Consider the following 16,534-nt stretch of genomic DNA (forward strand, 5'->3'; position numbering starts at 1 on the left):
GCAGACAACATTGTGGAACATGATGCATTTTTCGCGCGCCATGCGGCGCCGTTGCACGGCGCTACGGTTCGTCGCATGCCGCAGACGGTTGGCCGCTGCCAATGACTTCTGGCGGATGAGGAACCCCTCCGCAGCTGCGATACCGCGCTCATGGGCGATCACGGCAACGCTGGTGCTGGCACCTGCGCCGATTGCGGCGGATCATGGGGCCGGACGCCTTGAACGGATTGCTGAAATACCCGACAGACCCAATGCTTCAGCCAGGCAGTGCCGTCCCGGCCGGAACCTCGACGCAGGCCGGTGCCGGATCGGTCAAGGACATTCGATGACACGCAGTATCGGTTCGCGGTTCCTTCTCGTCCTGACACTCGGCAGCGCAGTGCTGGCCGGTTGCGGACGCAGCGGCGGCGCCGCCGCGCCACCGCCGAGCCCGCCGGTCAGCGTGACAGCCCGCGTCGTCGAGCCCGCACCGTGGACGGACGAGATCCAGGCCCTGGGCACCGCCCGTGCGAACGAGTCGATCACGCTGACGGCCAAGATTGCCGAGACCGTCCGCAAGGTGAACTTCACCGACGGCCAGAAAGTGGCAGCGGGCGACGTCCTGGTCGAGCTCACCTCGCACCAGCAGGCGGCCCAGCTCAAGGATGCCCAGGCCACGGCCAAGGACGCCCAGCGCCAGTACCAGCGGCAGCAGGACCTGGTCACCCAGGGCACCGTTTCCAAGGCACTGTTCGATACGGCGCAGGCCGCGCGCGACTCGAACCAGGCCAAGGTCGAGGCGATCCGCGCGCAGCTGGCTGATCGCGTCATCACCGCGCCCTTCGGCGGCGTGCTCGGGCTGCGCCAGGTCAGTCCCGGCACCCTGGTCACGCCAGGTACGCCGATCACCACGCTTGACGACATCGATCGCATCAAGCTCGACTTCTCCGTGCCGGAAACCTTCATCGCCGCGCTGTCGGCCAACCAGGATGTCACCGCCACGAGCGTGGCCTGGCCGGGGCGCGAGTTTCACGGCCGCGTGCTGTCGGTCGATTCGCGCGTGGATCCGGTGACGCGGTCGATCATCGTCCGTGCCGAGATCGACAACACCGATCATGCGTTGCGTCCGGGCATGTTGCTGTCGGTGCGCCTGCTGCGGCCCGAGCGCCAGGCGCTGGCCCTTCCGGAGATCGCGCTGGTGCAGGTGGGCACCGATGCCTACGTGTATCGCATCCGCGGCGACAGCACGGTCGAGCAGGTGAAAATCGGCCTCGGTGTGCGCCGGCGCGGGGAGGTGGAAGTGATTTCCGGTCTCCAGCCTGGTGACCGGGTAGTGGTCGAGGGCACGGTGAAACTGCGTGGCGGCGCCAAGGTCGCCATCGTCGAGCCGCCGGCTACGCCGGCGACCGCGGCCAACTGACGGCACCGCCATGTTGCTGTCCGATCTGTCCGTCAAACGCCCCGTCTTTGCGATGGTGATGTCGTTGCTGCTGGTGGTGCTGGGCGTGATCGCCTTCCTGCGCCTGCCCTTGCGCGAACTGCCCAATATCGATCCGCCGGTGGTGTCGATCGACACCAACTATGTCGGTGCATCGGCGGCCGTGGTCGAGACGCGCGTGACCCAGGTGCTGGAAGATGCCGTCGCGGGCATCGAAGGCATCGAGTCGGTGCAATCCTCCAGCCGCAGCGGACGGTCCACCATCACGCTGGAGTTCACCCTCAGTCGCGATATCGAAGGCGCCGCCAACGACGTGCGTGATGCCGTCAGCCGCGCCGCCGATCGCCTGCCCGAGGAAGTGAATCCGCCACAGGTGGCAAAGGTCGAGGGCGACGCCGACGTCATCATCTGGCTGAACCTCAGCTCCAGCCAGCTCGACACGCTGGCACTGACCGATTACGCGGATCGCTACGTCGTCGACCGCCTGTCCTCGCTCGATGGCGTGGCGCAGGTGAACTATTCCGGCGGGCAGCGCTACGCAATGCGTATCTGGATGAACCGCGAAGCCCTGGCCGCGCGCAATCTCACCGTCAGTGACATAGAGAACGCCCTGCGGCGCGAGAACGTCGAGCTGCCCGCCGGGCGCATCGAATCTGATACGCGCGATTTCACCCTGCGTATCGCGCGTGACTACCGCACACCCGACGATTTCGGCCAGATGGCCATCGGCAAGGGCGAGGACGGCCACGTCATACGCCTGGCCGAAGTGGCGAAAGTCGAGCGCGGCGCCGAGGAGCGGCGCGCCTGGTTCCGTGGCAATGGCACGCCGATGGTCGGTCTGGGTATCGTCAAGACGTCCACTGCGAACAGCCTGGAAGTGGCCAAGAATGTGAAAACGGAAATGGCGCGCATCCAGGAATCGCTGCCCGAAGGCACGACGATCGGCGTGAGCTATGACTCCACCATCTTCATTGATGCAGCAGTGAACCAGGTCTACAAGACGCTGTTCGAAGCCGTCGCGCTGGTGCTGGTGGTGATTTTCCTGTTCCTGGGCAGTGTGCGTGCGGCCCTGATTCCCGCGGTGACGGTGCCGGTGTGTGTCGTCGCGGCCTTCTTCGGCCTGTATGCCTTCGGATTCTCCATCAATCTGTTGACGCTGCTGGCGCTGGTGCTTTCTATCGGCCTGGTCGTCGATGACGCCATCGTCGTGCTGGAGAACTGCCAGCGCCGCTGCGACCTGGGTGAGCCACCGCTGATCGCCGCCTACCGGGGCGCACGCCAGGTCGCGTTTGCCGTGATCGCGACGACGGCCGTGCTGGTGGCCGTGTTCCTGCCGATCGCCTTCATGGAAGGCAACAACGGGCGCCTGTTCCGCGAGCTGGCGGTGGCGGTGGCCAGCGCCGTGGCCATTTCCGCCTTCGTCGCACTCACCCTGACACCCATGATGTGTTCGCGCCTGTTGCGTCCCCATGCCGGGCAGCAGGGATTCACCGCCTGGACCGAACGCCGGCTGGAGTCGCTCTCGCAGCTGTATCGCCGCAGTCTGCAGGCCAGCATCGGCCACACCTGGGCAATCGCGGGCGTACTTGCTATCGCTGCCGTAGCGATCGGCCTGCTCTTCAGCAGCGTGCCGCGCGAACTGGCGCCGCCGGAGGACCGCGGTGCGTTCTTCACGATGGTGCAGGGGCCGGAAGGGGCGGGTTTTGACTACACCGTCCGCCAGGTACAGGAAGTAGAGAATCGCCTGCTCGACATGACCACCGGCAACAGCCCGGTCTATCGCATCAACGCCCGCGTTCCCGGCGGATTTGGTCGCAGCGAGGAAATGCATACCGGCCAGGCCGTGGTACTGCTCAAGCCATGGCAGGAACGCACACTCACCACCGTGCAGGTGCTCGAGGAGGCGCGCAAGCGGCTGGCCGGGATCCCGGGCGTGCGGGCGATTCCGATCATCCGCCAGGGCCTCGTGCGATCGATGGGACAGCCGCTGCAGGTGGTGCTCGGGGGGCCGAGCTACGACGAGCTCGTCGGCTGGCGCGATCGCCTGCTGGCGCGCATGGAGAAGAACCCGTCACTGTTCGCCGTCGATTCGGACTACAAGGAAACCCGCCCGCAGCTGCGTGTCGCGATCGACCGTTCGCGCGCCTCGGACATGGGCGTCGCGGTGGCGGACATCGGCCGTACGCTCGAAACCATGATGGGTTCGCGCCGGGTCACCACGTTCATTGATGGCGGCGAGGAGTATGACGTCATCGTGCAGGCGCAGGAATCGGACCGGCGCAGCCCGACGGACCTCACCAACCTGTACGTTCGCGGCCGCGGTGGCCAGCTGATTCCGCTGTCGAACCTGGTCACCCTCACCGAGCTGGCAGAGCCTGGCACGCTCAACCGCTTCAACCGCATGCGGGCCATCACGCTGTCGGCAGGCCTGGCACCGGGCTATACATTGGGCGAGGCGCTGGAATGGATGAAGAAGACCGCGGCCGAGGAGTTGCCGCAGGTCGCCCAGCTGGATTACAAGGGCGAATCCCGCGAATACCAGAAGGCCGGCGGCGCGGTGGCCTTCACCTTTGCCATGGCGCTACTGATTGTGTTCCTGGTGCTCGCGGCGCAGTTCGAAAGCTTCATTCATCCGCTGGTGATCATGCTGACAGTGCCGCTGGCCGTGCTCGGCGCTCTGCTCGGTCTGTGGCTGTGGGGTTCCAGCCTGAACCTGTTCAGCCAGATCGGCATCGTCATGCTGGTGGGCCTGGCGGCAAAGAACGGCATCTTGATTGTCGAATTCGCCAACCAGCTGCGCGACAACGGCCGCGAGATCCGCGACGCCATTCTGGAGGCCGCGTCGGTGCGTCTGCGCCCGATCCTGATGACGTCGGTCGCCACCATGACGGGCGCGGTGCCGCTGGTGCTGGCCAGCGGTGCAGGTGCCGCCAGCCGCGTGACGATTGGCGTCGTCGTCGTGTTCGGCGTGGCCTTCTCGACCGCGCTGTCGCTATTTGTCGTGCCGGCGTTCTATCTGCTCCTGGCGCGGTTCACACGCTCACCCGAATCGGTAGCGCGCCAGATTCACGCTGAAGGCGAGGCTTTCCCCGACGCCGAGCAGGCCGGATGACGCCGCTGCGCCGGGCCTGAATGCAGAAGGCCGGACTGGTGGTCCGGCCTTCTGTTCGGGCGATATCCGCGATCAGGCAGCCTTGTCAGACACGTCCAGGCTTGCCAGCCACTCGTCGTCCGAGCCGTCAGCGACGCCTTCGAACAGGATCGTCGACAGATAGCGCTCGCCGGTATCCGGCAGCACGGCCAGGATGACCGAACCTTCCGGCGCCGTCTCGGCCACCCGCAGGGCGGCCGCCGTGGTCGCCCCGGCCGAGATGCCCACGAAGATGCCTTCTTCCGCTGCGAGGCGGCGCGAGGTGTCGCGCGCCACGATGTCATCGACCGGCAGAATTTCATCGGCCACGGTGCGGCTGAGCACTTCCGGCAGGAAATCGGGCGTCCAGCCCTGGATCTTGTGCGGCTTCCACTCCTGGCCCGACAGCAGCGCGGCGCCGGCCGGTTCCGAGGCAATGATGCGGATGTCAGGGCGTGCCAGTTTCAGCACTTCGCCGGCGCCGGTGATGGTGCCGCCGGTGCCCCAGCCGCTGACGAAGTAGTCCAGGCGCTTGCCGGCGAAATCGCGCAGGATTTCCGGCCCCGTCGTGCTGCGATGCCAGGCCGGGTTGGCCGGATTCTGGAACTGGCGGGCGAGAAACCAGCCGTGCCTGGCAGCCAGTTCCTCGGCCTTCTTCACCATGCCGCTGCCACGCTCTGCCGCCGGCGTGAGGATCACCTTGGCACCATAAGCGCGAATCAGCTTGCGTCGCTCGATGGAGAAGGAATCCGACATCACCGCCACGAACGGATAGCCGCGCGCTGCCGCGACGGCTGCCAGGGCGATGCCGGTGTTGCCGGACGTGGCTTCCACGATGGTCTGGCCGGGCTTGAGCAGGCCGCGCTTTTCCGCATCCAGCACGATCGCGAGTGCGAGGCGGTCCTTGACCGAGCCGGCTGGATTGAAGGCTTCCACCTTCACGTACAGGTTGACGTGCCGGGGCGGCAGGCGGTGCAGCTTGACGATCGGGGTGTTGCCGATGGTGTCGAGGATGCTGTCGTAGATCATGGCAAGGAATCCGTCTCTTCCAGGAGGGCAGGAGGTGTCAGGCGGCGCGCGCCAGGTCGGGTGCGCCGGTTTCCGCCGGCGCATCAATGATCGGAGCGGCGCCGAACCAGTGCAGGGACTTGCCCAGGGCCGCCACTTCACCCAGCAGCAACAATGCGGGGGATTTCACAGTGTGTTCTTGTGCAATACGCCCCAGGGACTCAAGCGTGCCGAGGATCACGCGCTGCTCGCGGCGCGAACCATTCTCGATGATGGCCACCGGCGTCTGCGGCTGGCGTCCGTGAGCGATCAGCTGGCTGCTCAGGCGATCAAGTCCCGCTACGCCCATGTAGACCGCCAGCGTCTGCCGCTCGGCGGCGAGGGCGCGCCAGTCCAGGGTGTCGAGCGAATCCTTGCAGTGTGCGGTCACCAGCCGGGCGGACTGCGCGTGATCGCGGTGCGTCAGCGGTATGCCGGCATACGCGGCGCAGGCCAGGGCCGCGGTGATGCCTGGCACCACTTCGTACGGGATGCCCGCATCACGCAGCACTTCCAGTTCCTCGCCGCCGCGCCCGAACACGAAAGGGTCGCCGCCCTTGAGCCGAACCACGCGCTTGCCCGCGCGGGCGTACTGCAGCAGGAGTTCGTGGATGCGCGCCTGGGTGGTGTGATGCGTGCCCGACTCCTTGCCCACTTCCACGAAGTGCGCGTCGCGGCGTGCGAGCTGCAGGACTTCGGGGCTGACAAGACGGTCGTGCAGGATCACGTCCGCCTCGTTCAGCGCACGCAGCCCCTTGAGGGTGAGCAGGCCCGGGTCACCGGGGCCTGCGCCGACCAGCACCACATGGCCCGGCGCGGCCGGGACGGTGCCGGGGGCCAGCTGGTGCGCCAGGGCAGCGTCGGCGTCTTCTTCACGGCCCGCGCGCACCAGGTCCGCGACCGGACCGGAAAACAGTTTCTCGAGAAACCGCCGACGCTGGCCCAGATCACGCAACTGCTGGCGGATCCGGTCACGCCAGCGCTCGGCGAAGCGCGCGAGGGAGCCCAGCGACGGATCGAGCAGCGTTTCCAATTTTTCACGCACCATCCGTGCGAGTACGGGCGCTGCGCCGCCGCTGGAGATCGCCACGACCAGCGGCGCCCGATCGACGACGGCCGGTACCTGGAAGCTCGACAGTGCGGCATCGTCCACCACGTTGACAAAAACGCGCTGTTCGCGACCCGCCTCGGCCACCGCGGCGTTCACGCCGCGGTCGTCCGTCGCGGCGATCACCAGCCAGGCGTTGGTGAGCCAATCGCCGGCGAAAATGCCGCTAATCCACCGGATCCGCCCGGCGGCGACCCAGGCCTGAAGGGGCTGGGTGAGGGCGGGCGCACCCACGGTGATATCCGCCCCGGCCTCCAGCAGACCGGCGATTTTCCGTTCCGCCACGCAGCCGCCTCCAACCACAAGAACGGGTCGGGAAGCAAGATCGGCGAATATCGGATAGAGTCGGGAGACGGACATGGCGGCATTCGGCTTGAAACGGTGTTATAGCGATTGGATCTGACGCGAAGTCCGTCAGATCACACCGGATCATGCTGGGCGCCCGTCGCGGCGCAGGGAAGTGAGCAAACGCTTTGCCGTTATTCACTTGCGGCATGTAGGTCTGTATGGCCGTATAGACGGCCAAATGATCCGTGGTTATTATCGGATCGACCCACAGCCTATCCGGACGGCCCTTGTAGGCCGAGGATAGGCTTCACTGACGGAGACACCTAATGAAACCGATGAATTACGTAACTCGAATTTGTACCAATTATTCCCTTACCAATTGGCGTCGTTCGCTTTCGTCCGAATTGTTGCGATCTCCCCAGAGAAGGCCGTCATGACACTCACGCAGCTCCGTTACCTCATTGCAATTGCCGATTCCGGCCTGAACATCACTCTGGCAGCAGAGCGCGTCCACGCCACCCAGCCCGGCATCTCCAAGCAGCTCAAGCAATTGGAAGATGAACTCGGCTTCCAGATCTTCGCCCGCAAGGGCAAAAGCCTCGAGCGCATCACCCCGGCCGGCGTCCAGGTCATCGACCGCGCCCGCGTGATCCTTGCCGAAGCCGCCAACATTCGCGCGCTCGCCGCCAACCTGCGCAATGAAGCGCAAGGCGAACTGCGCATCGCCACCACCCATACACAAGCGCGTTTCGTGCTGCCGCGGACGGTAGCCAATCTGAAGCGCCGCTACCCCCAGGTCAGTGTCCACCTCAAGCCCAGCGGCGACGCGGAAGTCCTTGCGTTGCTCGAGCGCGGCGAAGCGGATATCGCCATCGTCAGCACGGCCGGCAGCGTTCCCGCCGGCGGACTGGCCGTGCCGCTGTTCCGCTGGGACCGCCACGTGCTCGTGCCGCGCTCGCACCCGCTGGCTCGCCTGGATGTCGCGCCCAAGCTCGATGAACTCGCCGAGTACCCGCTCGTCAGCTACGAATCGTCGCTCAAGCCCGATTCGTCCCTGCGACGCGCCTTCCTCGGCGCGGGGCTCCTGCCGCGTATCGCGATCACGGCGCGTGATGCCGACCTGATCAAGACCTACGTCCGCGCCGGTCTCGGCGTGGGTGTCCTCGCCGAAATGGCGATGACGCCGGAAGACCTGGTCGACCTCAAGGCACTGCCCGCCCCGGGCATGTTCCCGGTGTGCACCACCTGGGTCGTACTGCGCCGCGACCGCGTCCTGCGTGACTATGCTCTGGATCTGGTAGCGGAGCTCGCTCCGCAGCTCGATCGCCGCGGCCTGCGCCGCGTGCTCGACGGCATCACCACGCCGGACTGGCCGCAACCTCCGCACTGGCGTCAGCTGGTTGCTGCTACCGAGGCGAAATCCGCCAACGTTGCGCACCTGACCGCACAGGCGGCCTAGGGAACCACGGCGCCTTCGACGCGCCACTCCGGGAAGAGAATACAAAGGGGCCGAGAGGCCCCTTTGTCTCTTGCACGGCAGCTTCGCGCGAGGCCGGGCTCAGCGTGAGGCACAGGTGAGGGTATCGCCGGGCGTACCCGTCGCCATCGCCGTCACGCCCATCACCACGGGCAGTACGTCGCCCGGCGTGGATGCGGACCACAGCTTCCCCGACGCGCGCACCGATTGGCCGACGCGGCGCAGCAGCTCCGCGCGCGAGGCAATTTCCGGAGCGACGCTCAGCTGCAGCCGCGACAGCCGTTGTCGCTCGGGCCCCTTGGCGGGATCGGACAGCCGCACGTCGAGCTCCGGGGACACCACCAGTATCCAGGCATCGAAACGCGCATCCGACTCGGGATTCTCGCCGAAGTTGGGCGGGCCCCAGTGGATGTCCCGCTGCAACACGCCGGTCACGGCGACAATGGTTCCGCGGTCCACCTGCAACGGCGCAGCGCATTCCGACGCTGCTGCGGGCGTCGAGGCTGCCGCCAGCCCTAGGGCGAACAGAACGCGTCTGGGGATCATCGGCATCCGCCTCATCGATAGTTCGGAATCGTATATGGCAAGGTGCCGGCCGGTTCCACCACCGGCGGCCGGGCGGGTGTGATGCTCACCGTGCCGGGGCGCCAGCCCTCGAAGCGCTGGATCGCCGCGGCGACCGATCGCAACTGGTCCGCGCTCAGGCTGCTCATCGCCGTTGAAGCCGCCACCCCCGTCCATGCGGCCAGGGTGTTGGCATAGTGTGCAGGATCGTTGCCGTCGACGCCGGGTGCCCAGGTGGCGATCGCACCGCCCATGGTCTGGCCCTGGTAGCGTGGCGTCAGCAGGTTGTCGACCATGGCATCGAAGCCCTCCAGCTCGTCACTGAAGATGGCAAAGCGACCGTTGCGACCGATCGGCAGGTGATGCCGTACGCCGGCAATCATGTTGCCGGGATTGTTGTTGCGCCACGAGAGCGATCCGCCGCGCCGTGTCTCACTGCTGCCGTCATCGCGGTCGATGCGGACGTCGCCATTGGCCAGCCGGTGCGCTTCGTCGTTGAAGAGACGGGCAAAGGCCGCCGTGATGGCACCGTTGGCGAACTTGCCGCCGGTCGCTGCCGAGACGGAGCCGCCGGCAACCGCCGCGGTGACCACGCGTGACAGACTGAACCCGCCGTTGCGCACGTCTACCCGTCCGATGACGCCACCCGCCGCCTGCGATGCGCCGGCGGTCATGAAGCCATGACCGAAGCGGCCACCCTGCAGCGCGCTGATGACGCCGCCGGCCACCGCATGACTGAGTACCTTCGCCGACCAGGCGCCGGCGCTGAGCGACGAGCCGGCGAAATTGCCGGCGTTGCCATAGGCACTGAACGCGCTACCGATTCCGTAAAAGACCGCCGACGAGAAGGCCCCATACACGCCACCCTGCAATGTGCCCGACTGGATCGCGCCGGCGGCAAACCCGCCCAATGCGGAAACGCCCAGCGCACCGGCCGTCGTGGTGACGCTGGCGCCGAAGAAGCTCCAGGCTCCGGCCGCCGCGCCGCCGGTGTAGACCGTGATCACGATCGCGGCGGCAGCACGCACCCAGCGCTGCCACGACGCATGCCCGCTGGGGTCTGTCAGACTCAGCGGGTTATTGAGCACGTAGCTGTAGCGATTGAGCCCCTGGGCACCGGTATCCACGGTGGCGTCGGCCTGGAGAAAACGCCCGAGCCGCGGGTCGTACAGGCGTGCACCCAGCGTGATGACGCCGGCCGTATCCACGTGCTCATGGCCGGTGAATCCCTGTGCGAGCGTGACGGGCGCCAGCGCCGCCAGCCCGTAGGTCGCCCGGTCGCGGCGTTCCCCCGTCGGCGAGTAAGCCAGTGCCTCGACGCGATGGCCGGCGCCATCAGCCACTATGTCCAGCGATCCCTGGTGGTCGCCGAAGAGGTAGCGCAGTTCACCGAAGCTGTTCTCGCCGATCAGTCCCACGGCGACGCCGCCCAGGTAGCGACGGAACAGGTGGCGACCGTCTTCTGTCGTCACGCTTTCGACGTTGCCGATCTGCCGGGTCACGCGCTTGCCGGTGGGTCCGGCGTCGATGCGCAGGGTCGGAGAATCATCCGGGGCGTAGCGGAAGGTGGACTGCAGCAACGGTCGCGGCCCTGAGCCGACAGTGATCGACGCGACGCGATCCTGCGCGTCAAAACGCAGCTGCCGATGCCCGGACGTCCCCGTTGCCGACGTCTGGTTTCCATTGGCGTCATAACGAAAGTCCGTATCGCCGGCCGCGATCACCGCATGCGGCGCGCTGCTCTCACCGAGGCTGCCGACGCAACCGGAGCGTCCACCGTAGCGGTAGAACACGCCGTCCTTGCTGCAGATGTTGCCGAGACGGTCGTAGGTCAGCGCAACGAGCGCGCGCGAGGATGCCGCGCCCTGGTGCGTCGTCAGGCGTGCGGACTGGAGCCGGCCGACTGCGTCGTACTCGAACTCCTCCACATCGCGTGCCGATGCATTCTGCAGTCCGTCGCGCGCGCGCCGCGTGAGATTTCCGACGGCGTCGTAGTCGTAGTCCCAGTCCTGCAGCGCGCAAGCGACGCCACTGCAGACCGTGTCCGGACGTCCCGTTACTGGATCGTAGGTGCGCTCAGTCATCATCGCCGGCGAACTGCCGCGACGCTCCCGCGTCACCTCGCCGCGCGCATCCGTGGCGAGCACTTCGTAGAGGCGAGCGGGACGCGCCTGCGTGTCGTCGAGCGCGGCGACGAATCCGCGTGGGGTATACACCGTCGTCAGCGAATGGCCCGTCGCATCCTGCTGCGCGATCGCGCGGCCAGCGGCGTCATAGCGTGTGTGCTCGGTCCAGCGCCGGCCGTCGAAGGCGGTTTCTCGATGTTCCGAACGCGCCAGCGCGTCATAGTGATGATCACGCAGATAGGTGACACGTCCGTCATCTTCGCGGCTTTCCTGCGCCAGCAGTCCAAGACCATTGATTGCCACGTCGTAGGTATAGCGGTCCGTGGTTCGTGATATCGCATCGAGGCCGCACGAGGATGGTGTACAGGGCGACGCCTGGCTGCTGCGCTGCCAGATGCGGCCGAGCGCATCGCGGTGGTACCGGATCACCTGGCCCGTGGCGTCGGTGCTGCGCAGGCGTTCGCCGGCTGCGTTGTAAGCGAAGTGGCGCGTGCCGCTGTCGGGATCCGACTGACGTATCTTTCGCCCCAGCGCGTCGAACACAGCGACGCTGTCGATAGCGCCGTTACCGCCGTCGCGGGTCACGCGTCGCGTGCTGCCGTCGGCCGTGTACCGGTAGGTCACCACCAGGCCGGCCGCATCGACAGTGCGGACCAGCTCGCCGAGCGCATTGCGCCGTTGCACCAGCACGCTTCGTCGTGGGTCGGTAACGATGGTTTCGTTGTCCTGATAGCGCGTGGTCGTGATGCTCAGGTCGGGTGCGACCACGGCGACCGTCCGCCCCTGGGCATCAAAGTGCGTCTGCGTGGCGGGTTGCTCCCCGGTGCAGAAGTCCTGATTGATGCCAGGCAGAAACGACGGCTCGCCGCTGCCGTCGAGAAACGCCGGAATACTGTCGTGGATGACACGTCCATGCGCGTCGTAGCCGGTGCAGGTGCCGCTCAGATCCGCACCCGGCACGCCGGCATTGAACGTCTGCGTCACCTGCGCGGTGATGCGTCCCAGCACATCGTGGTAACGCCACTGCGTCGGCGCCGTATCGGAAAGGATCTCTTCGCGAAAGGCTGCCCCGGCCGGACACGAAACAACGGCTCCATCGCCGTTGCCGGCGCACCAGCGCAACCGAATGGCTTCACCGGCGCGTGTGGCGTTGGTCGCGCCGGTCTGGATCCAGCGGTAGAACGGGCGTCCCAGCGCGCCGAACAGGGCGCCACTCTCGCGACCGTTCGCGTCGCGCTCGCGGACAACGTCGCCGAACGCGTTGCGCTCGAGCACGACGCGGCGGACGTGCTCCGTCGAAGCCTGTGGCGCACTAGGGGCGAAGTACGGAATGGACTGCTCGTCGGCGAACCGCCCGCGCTGGCGATCCACGGGCAGGCGTGTATCAAACCGGGTACGCTGGTAGCGGTGCACCACCGGTGACGGCTCGTCACCCTCCTGCACGGGCCGGTGCGCCACGCGGTCCGTATCCGAAGCGTCATCGCAGTGCTCACGGGACACCTCGCCGCTGCACTGCCACTCAAGCGTGCGATTGCCAAAGGCGTCGTGCACGTACGCCTGCGACAGGTCCTGATCGCGCAGGCCCGGTTGCACCTGCTCGCGGGTCAACAGGCCGGTTTGCGCCGGTGAATCGAGGTCGTAGGCGAAACGTGTGCCGCGCTCGACGGGCGGCTCGCCCGGCCGCGTCATGCGCGAGGTGCTGTGCGTGAGGCGGCCAATGCGCCAGGGCTCCGCCACATTGCGGTAGGCATGCGTGGATTCCTCCCGCGCGACCGTCTGTCCATCGCCATCCAGGTGCTCGGTGATCGCTCGGGTGGCGTTGCCGAAGCCGTCTTCGTAGCAGGTCACGTGGTTGTGAACGGCGAGGATGCGACCCGACTCCGCATCCCGCGTCTGTTCGCTGGAACCTGCGGCGAAAGCCAGGATCGGCCTGGCTTCGCCCTGCGCGCGGAACGCCGAGAGAATGCCGCTGCGCGATGCCAGCAGAAGCCGGTGCAACGACCCGGATGCGCCTGCTGCGGGACATTGGCCCAGGCTGCCCCACGGCGGTGCGCATCCCGATGAATCGCCCGGCACCTGGCAAGCCCACAGGGAAATCGCTTCGTATACAACGGGGCCCTGGGCGGGCGACCAGCCCACAGTGCCGACATCGTGAAAGCAACCAGCGGCACTTTCCGGATCGGCCAGGCAGGGCGACGGCGCGAAGCGTGTCGACCCAATGCGGCGGACGCTGGACTGCGCGCTGCCAATGTACGGAAACGCCTGGAGGTAGTCGGACTGCGTCTCCGTATAGTGCGGCTGGCCATCTGCACCGTCGTTCGGATCCACTGTGCTGACCTGCCGGAAACCGAGGAAACCGCGGCCTCCACCCTGCAGCTTCGCCCCGGAATAGCGGTAGTACAACTGGCTCGTCGCCAACGGCGCGTCGATACGTGGTGCGCTGGACTCGGCGCGGGCCACGACGGTCACGGGGCCGAGCAGGTCCTGCACCGGCGAGCCTCGTCCCCACGACACCCTGTTGCGCGACTCGCGATCGGGTCGATAGATGGCGGCGTTGGTCAGCGGCTGGTAGGTCACACGCGTGGCGGCGCCGTACCCGTTGGTGACCTGGGTGACCACACCGCGCGGGTGGTGACGGTCTGACGGCGTACCGCGGCTGGCATGCAGTACTGCCCCCGCCGTGCGTGCCACTTTCAGACGAACATGATCGGCCGCGCCGTCGCCGTCGAAATCCGCAAACAGGCCGACCCAGTCGTTGCCGGGCGGCGCGGTCGCACCGCCGCCGGGAAGCACGACGGACGGTCCGAACTGTCCGGCGCTGTTATCGGCCGATGGTTGCCAGCGGCGCATCCGGAAAACACCGTCCGCGGCGCCGGGATGCAGGATTTCGCTGCGGCCGTCGTTGTCGACGTCGACCAGCTGCAGCGCATCTGCGCGCTCGACGACGCCGGCGGCCTCGCTCGGCAGTAACGCCGCACCGGCGTTGATACGGAAGCGGTAGCGGTCCACCGTCCCGGCCTCGCGGTAGAGCAGGTCCGCGAGTCCATCGCCGTTGAAGTCCGCCAGGTGCAGGTGCTCGGCGGTGTCCGGCAGGTCGCCGCCGGCCTGCGCACTCGCGGCGCCCCACATCGCGCGCAGGGTGAGCGTAGGCGGCTCGTCCTCGCCTGTGGTCCGCACGCCGGTCGTGAAGAGATACCAGGCCCGACGCAGTCGCGCGCGGTCGCTGTGCATGGTGTCGGTCGCGTAGAGCGCGCGGCCGTCGCCCGGGCGGCAGGTCGTGCACTGGGTGTCGTAGACGCGCGTGACGCGGAACAGCAGGTCCGCGCGGCCGTCCGCATTGAAATCGCTCGCGACGCCCAGGCGTTTGGGGCGATTTGCAAAAAAGTCGAGGGTGCAGCTGATGGGGTCGTCCGTGCTCTGGCCGGCTGTCGCGCAGGGATCACCATCCGCCCAGGTAACCACCAGCCGATGCGGCGGCGAGAACGCGTATCGCCCTGACGGTTGCCGCTCAAGGAAGCGAACATCCATCGCGCCGTACTGGGCGGTGGGCGCATCCTGCACTGGATAGAGGACATCGAGCAGACCGTCGCCGTTGAAATCCGCCAGCTGGCTGCGACGGAAGTCGTCGGCCGGTACGGGAATCAGGGTGTTGTCGTGCGCGGCGTCGAGCAGATCGACGTGCGTGTCAAACGCGCTGTGGCGATCCGAAAGGCGTGCATGCGCGGCATGCAATGCCCAGCGGCTGCCAGCCGCGCCGGCGACGAGCAGGTCGTCGCGCCCATCGCCGGTGTAGTCGAACAACTGCCAGGCGTCGTCGGCGTTGGTCAGGTCGCGCGGTGCGCAGAACGGCAGCTGGCGTCGCTCCAGGTGCAGGCGGCCAGCCGCATCGTGATCCGAGAATCCGACGATCAACCGGCTGTGCGGCGCACTCGACGTACCGCCGCACGTGGCATCCCGCTTCCAACCCACGACGTCCAGCCGTCCATCGCCGTCGACGTCACCCAGCCGGTAGGACACCAGTCCGTTGAAATCGGCGCCGCTGCCAATCTGGTCCGTCGACGGCGCAAAGTGGTAGCGCGCGGTCGACCACTGGAACCGCGTCGGTCGGTAGCAGACGCTGCGCGATGCATCGCTGCACTCCGTGATGGCCTGCAACACGTCTCCGGGGTTGCCCGATGGCGACCGTACGTAATCCAGGATGTAGTAGCGCAGCGCACGCGGCGTCGCCGTATCGATCTCATCCTCGACCGACACGGCTTCCAGCTGCTGCGTGCGGCTGAAGCGCGATCCGGCCTGGAATCCGGTAGTCCACTGCGCCGGCGGCAGCGTGCGATAGTGAAAACGCAGCTGCGCATAGGGCGGCAGGTCGGGGCCGTCCTGCCCGGGCAGGTTCCGCTTTCCCGTATACCGCACGGCAGACAACACCTGCTCGCCGGGCGCACCGGCGGTCGGCCCGGTGAGGTAGGTGTACGCGATATAGTTGCCCGCGGAGTCCTCCGTGCGACTGAGCGACCATTGCGCAACGCGTTCCGTGCACGGCGACGGGCTGGTCCCGCAGCCATTGCGATGCAGCCGCGAATCCGCCGTGTCGCCGTAATGGCTGGTGGAACCGTCGCGCCGCTCCACGTCAAAGTGGAGCGGACCGGTATAGGCGTCACCGTCACCGTGATAGCCACCCCGCGAATGGATGCGCGTAAACGGGTCGCGCTCCAGTCGATACTCCGCACCGTCTTCGCCATACAGCCCTTGCACCAGGATCAGTCGTTCGCCGTCCAGGCAGAACCGGTCCGTCGGTGCGAAGCGGACGGGCTGGGGATCGCCGTCAATCGGCTGTCCGTCCTCGCCGGTGAAATCACCGGCTTCCCGCGTCGCACGGCAGCGCGTAATCGCCGACTGCCCGCCGACAAGCCAGCCTTTACCCAGCGCTGATACGCCCGCCTGGCTGTTGTAGTGGAGGGAGATCTGAGGCGTCACGCCCGCTGTTCCCGGTGGTGCGTACAGCGGGATGGTGTAGTTCATCTGCCCCGCCTCATCCACGCGAAACTGCCCCACCGTCGCGCCGACCTGATCCGAGGCCGGATCCACGGTCGGCACCACCACCGAGCGCGAGGCCGGCGCGCCGGCATCGGCGGAAACAGCGACGGCGGCGCGCGATTGGGCGCAGACAGGCTGCCATCCCGCGACGGTTGTCACGACCAGCCATGGAAGGACGCGCCAGGCGCGGTGAGCAAGGACACGCAGTAGTTGCGGACAACAGAACACCGCAGCCCGCCTGAGCGGACCGGTGGTTTCGTGCAGGAGCATGGATGACCTCGAGTTACAGGGCTGGCACGTCAGTGTGCCGGTCGCGAAAGGGCGGGAACTGGACAGTCTGCAG

The 16,534-nt window shown here is 67.0% G+C and carries 7 protein-coding genes; 3 read left to right on the top strand and 4 right to left on the bottom strand.

Translation table 11 applies throughout. The annotated features are described in order from the left end of the window. Window positions 1-325 precede the first annotated feature (325 nt). Both N4264_RS04345 and N4264_RS04350 read left to right on the top strand, forming a co-directional pair. Window positions 326-1,399 carry an efflux RND transporter periplasmic adaptor subunit gene (locus N4264_RS04345; RefSeq protein WP_261695852.1) on the top strand — a complete coding sequence of 358 codons (1,074 nt, stop codon included), beginning with the start codon at window positions 326-328 and terminating at the stop codon, window positions 1,397-1,399. Between the two features lie 10 nt (window positions 1,400-1,409). Beyond that, complete coding sequence (locus N4264_RS04350; RefSeq protein WP_261695853.1) at window positions 1,410-4,529, top strand: efflux RND transporter permease subunit; 3,120 nt, start codon at window positions 1,410-1,412, stop codon at window positions 4,527-4,529. Window positions 4,530-4,601: 72 nt separating this feature from the next. On the opposite strand, the gene cysK is transcribed toward N4264_RS04350, so the two are convergent. Together cysK and cysG are read right to left on the bottom strand one after the other, a co-directional pair. Beyond that, window positions 4,602-5,576: a cysteine synthase A gene (cysK, locus tag N4264_RS04355; protein WP_261695854.1), complete on the bottom strand. Its 975-nt coding sequence runs from the start codon at window positions 5,574-5,576 to the stop codon at window positions 4,602-4,604. 37 nt (window positions 5,577-5,613) lie between these two features. Beyond that, window positions 5,614-7,062: a siroheme synthase CysG gene (gene cysG, locus N4264_RS04360; protein WP_261695855.1), complete on the bottom strand. Its 1,449-nt coding sequence runs from the start codon at window positions 7,060-7,062 to the stop codon at window positions 5,614-5,616. 361 nt (window positions 7,063-7,423) lie between these two features. Here cysG and N4264_RS04365 point away from each other — a divergent pair, with 361 nt between their 5' ends. After that, window positions 7,424-8,449, top strand: coding sequence for a LysR family transcriptional regulator (locus N4264_RS04365; protein WP_261695856.1), 1,026 nt, complete (start codon window positions 7,424-7,426; stop codon window positions 8,447-8,449). Window positions 8,450-8,548: 99 nt separating this feature from the next. Here the strand turns inward: N4264_RS04365 and N4264_RS04370 are convergent, their stop codons facing one another. After that, a complete protein-coding gene (locus N4264_RS04370) occupies window positions 8,549-9,013 on the bottom strand; it encodes a hypothetical protein (RefSeq protein ID WP_261695857.1) in 465 nt (154 codons plus the stop codon). Between the two features lie 11 nt (window positions 9,014-9,024). Next, window positions 9,025-16,461, bottom strand: coding sequence for an RHS repeat-associated core domain-containing protein (locus tag N4264_RS04375; protein ID WP_261695858.1), 7,437 nt, complete (start codon window positions 16,459-16,461; stop codon window positions 9,025-9,027). Window positions 16,462-16,534: the final 73 nt, after the last annotated feature.

The organism is Tahibacter amnicola (assembly GCF_025398735.1).
Classification (GTDB): domain Bacteria; phylum Pseudomonadota; class Gammaproteobacteria; order Xanthomonadales; family Rhodanobacteraceae; genus Tahibacter; species Tahibacter amnicola.

Bases quoted from the DNA above. Each gene is read 5' to 3' on its own strand.
- N4264_RS04345 (WP_261695852.1), top strand. From the start codon at position 326: ATGACACGCAGTATCGGTTCGCGGTTCCTTCTCGTCCTGACACTCGGC.
- N4264_RS04350 (WP_261695853.1), top strand. From the start codon at position 1,410: ATGTTGCTGTCCGATCTGTCCGTCAAACGCCCCGTCTTTGCGATGGTG.
- cysK (WP_261695854.1), bottom strand. From the start codon at position 5,576: ATGATCTACGACAGCATCCTCGACACCATCGGCAACACCCCGATCGTC.
- cysG (WP_261695855.1), bottom strand. From the start codon at position 7,062: ATGTCCGTCTCCCGACTCTATCCGATATTCGCCGATCTTGCTTCCCGA.
- N4264_RS04365 (WP_261695856.1), top strand. From the start codon at position 7,424: ATGACACTCACGCAGCTCCGTTACCTCATTGCAATTGCCGATTCCGGC.
- N4264_RS04370 (WP_261695857.1), bottom strand. From the start codon at position 9,013: ATGATCCCCAGACGCGTTCTGTTCGCCCTAGGGCTGGCGGCAGCCTCG.
- N4264_RS04375 (WP_261695858.1), bottom strand. From the start codon at position 16,461: ATGCTCCTGCACGAAACCACCGGTCCGCTCAGGCGGGCTGCGGTGTTC.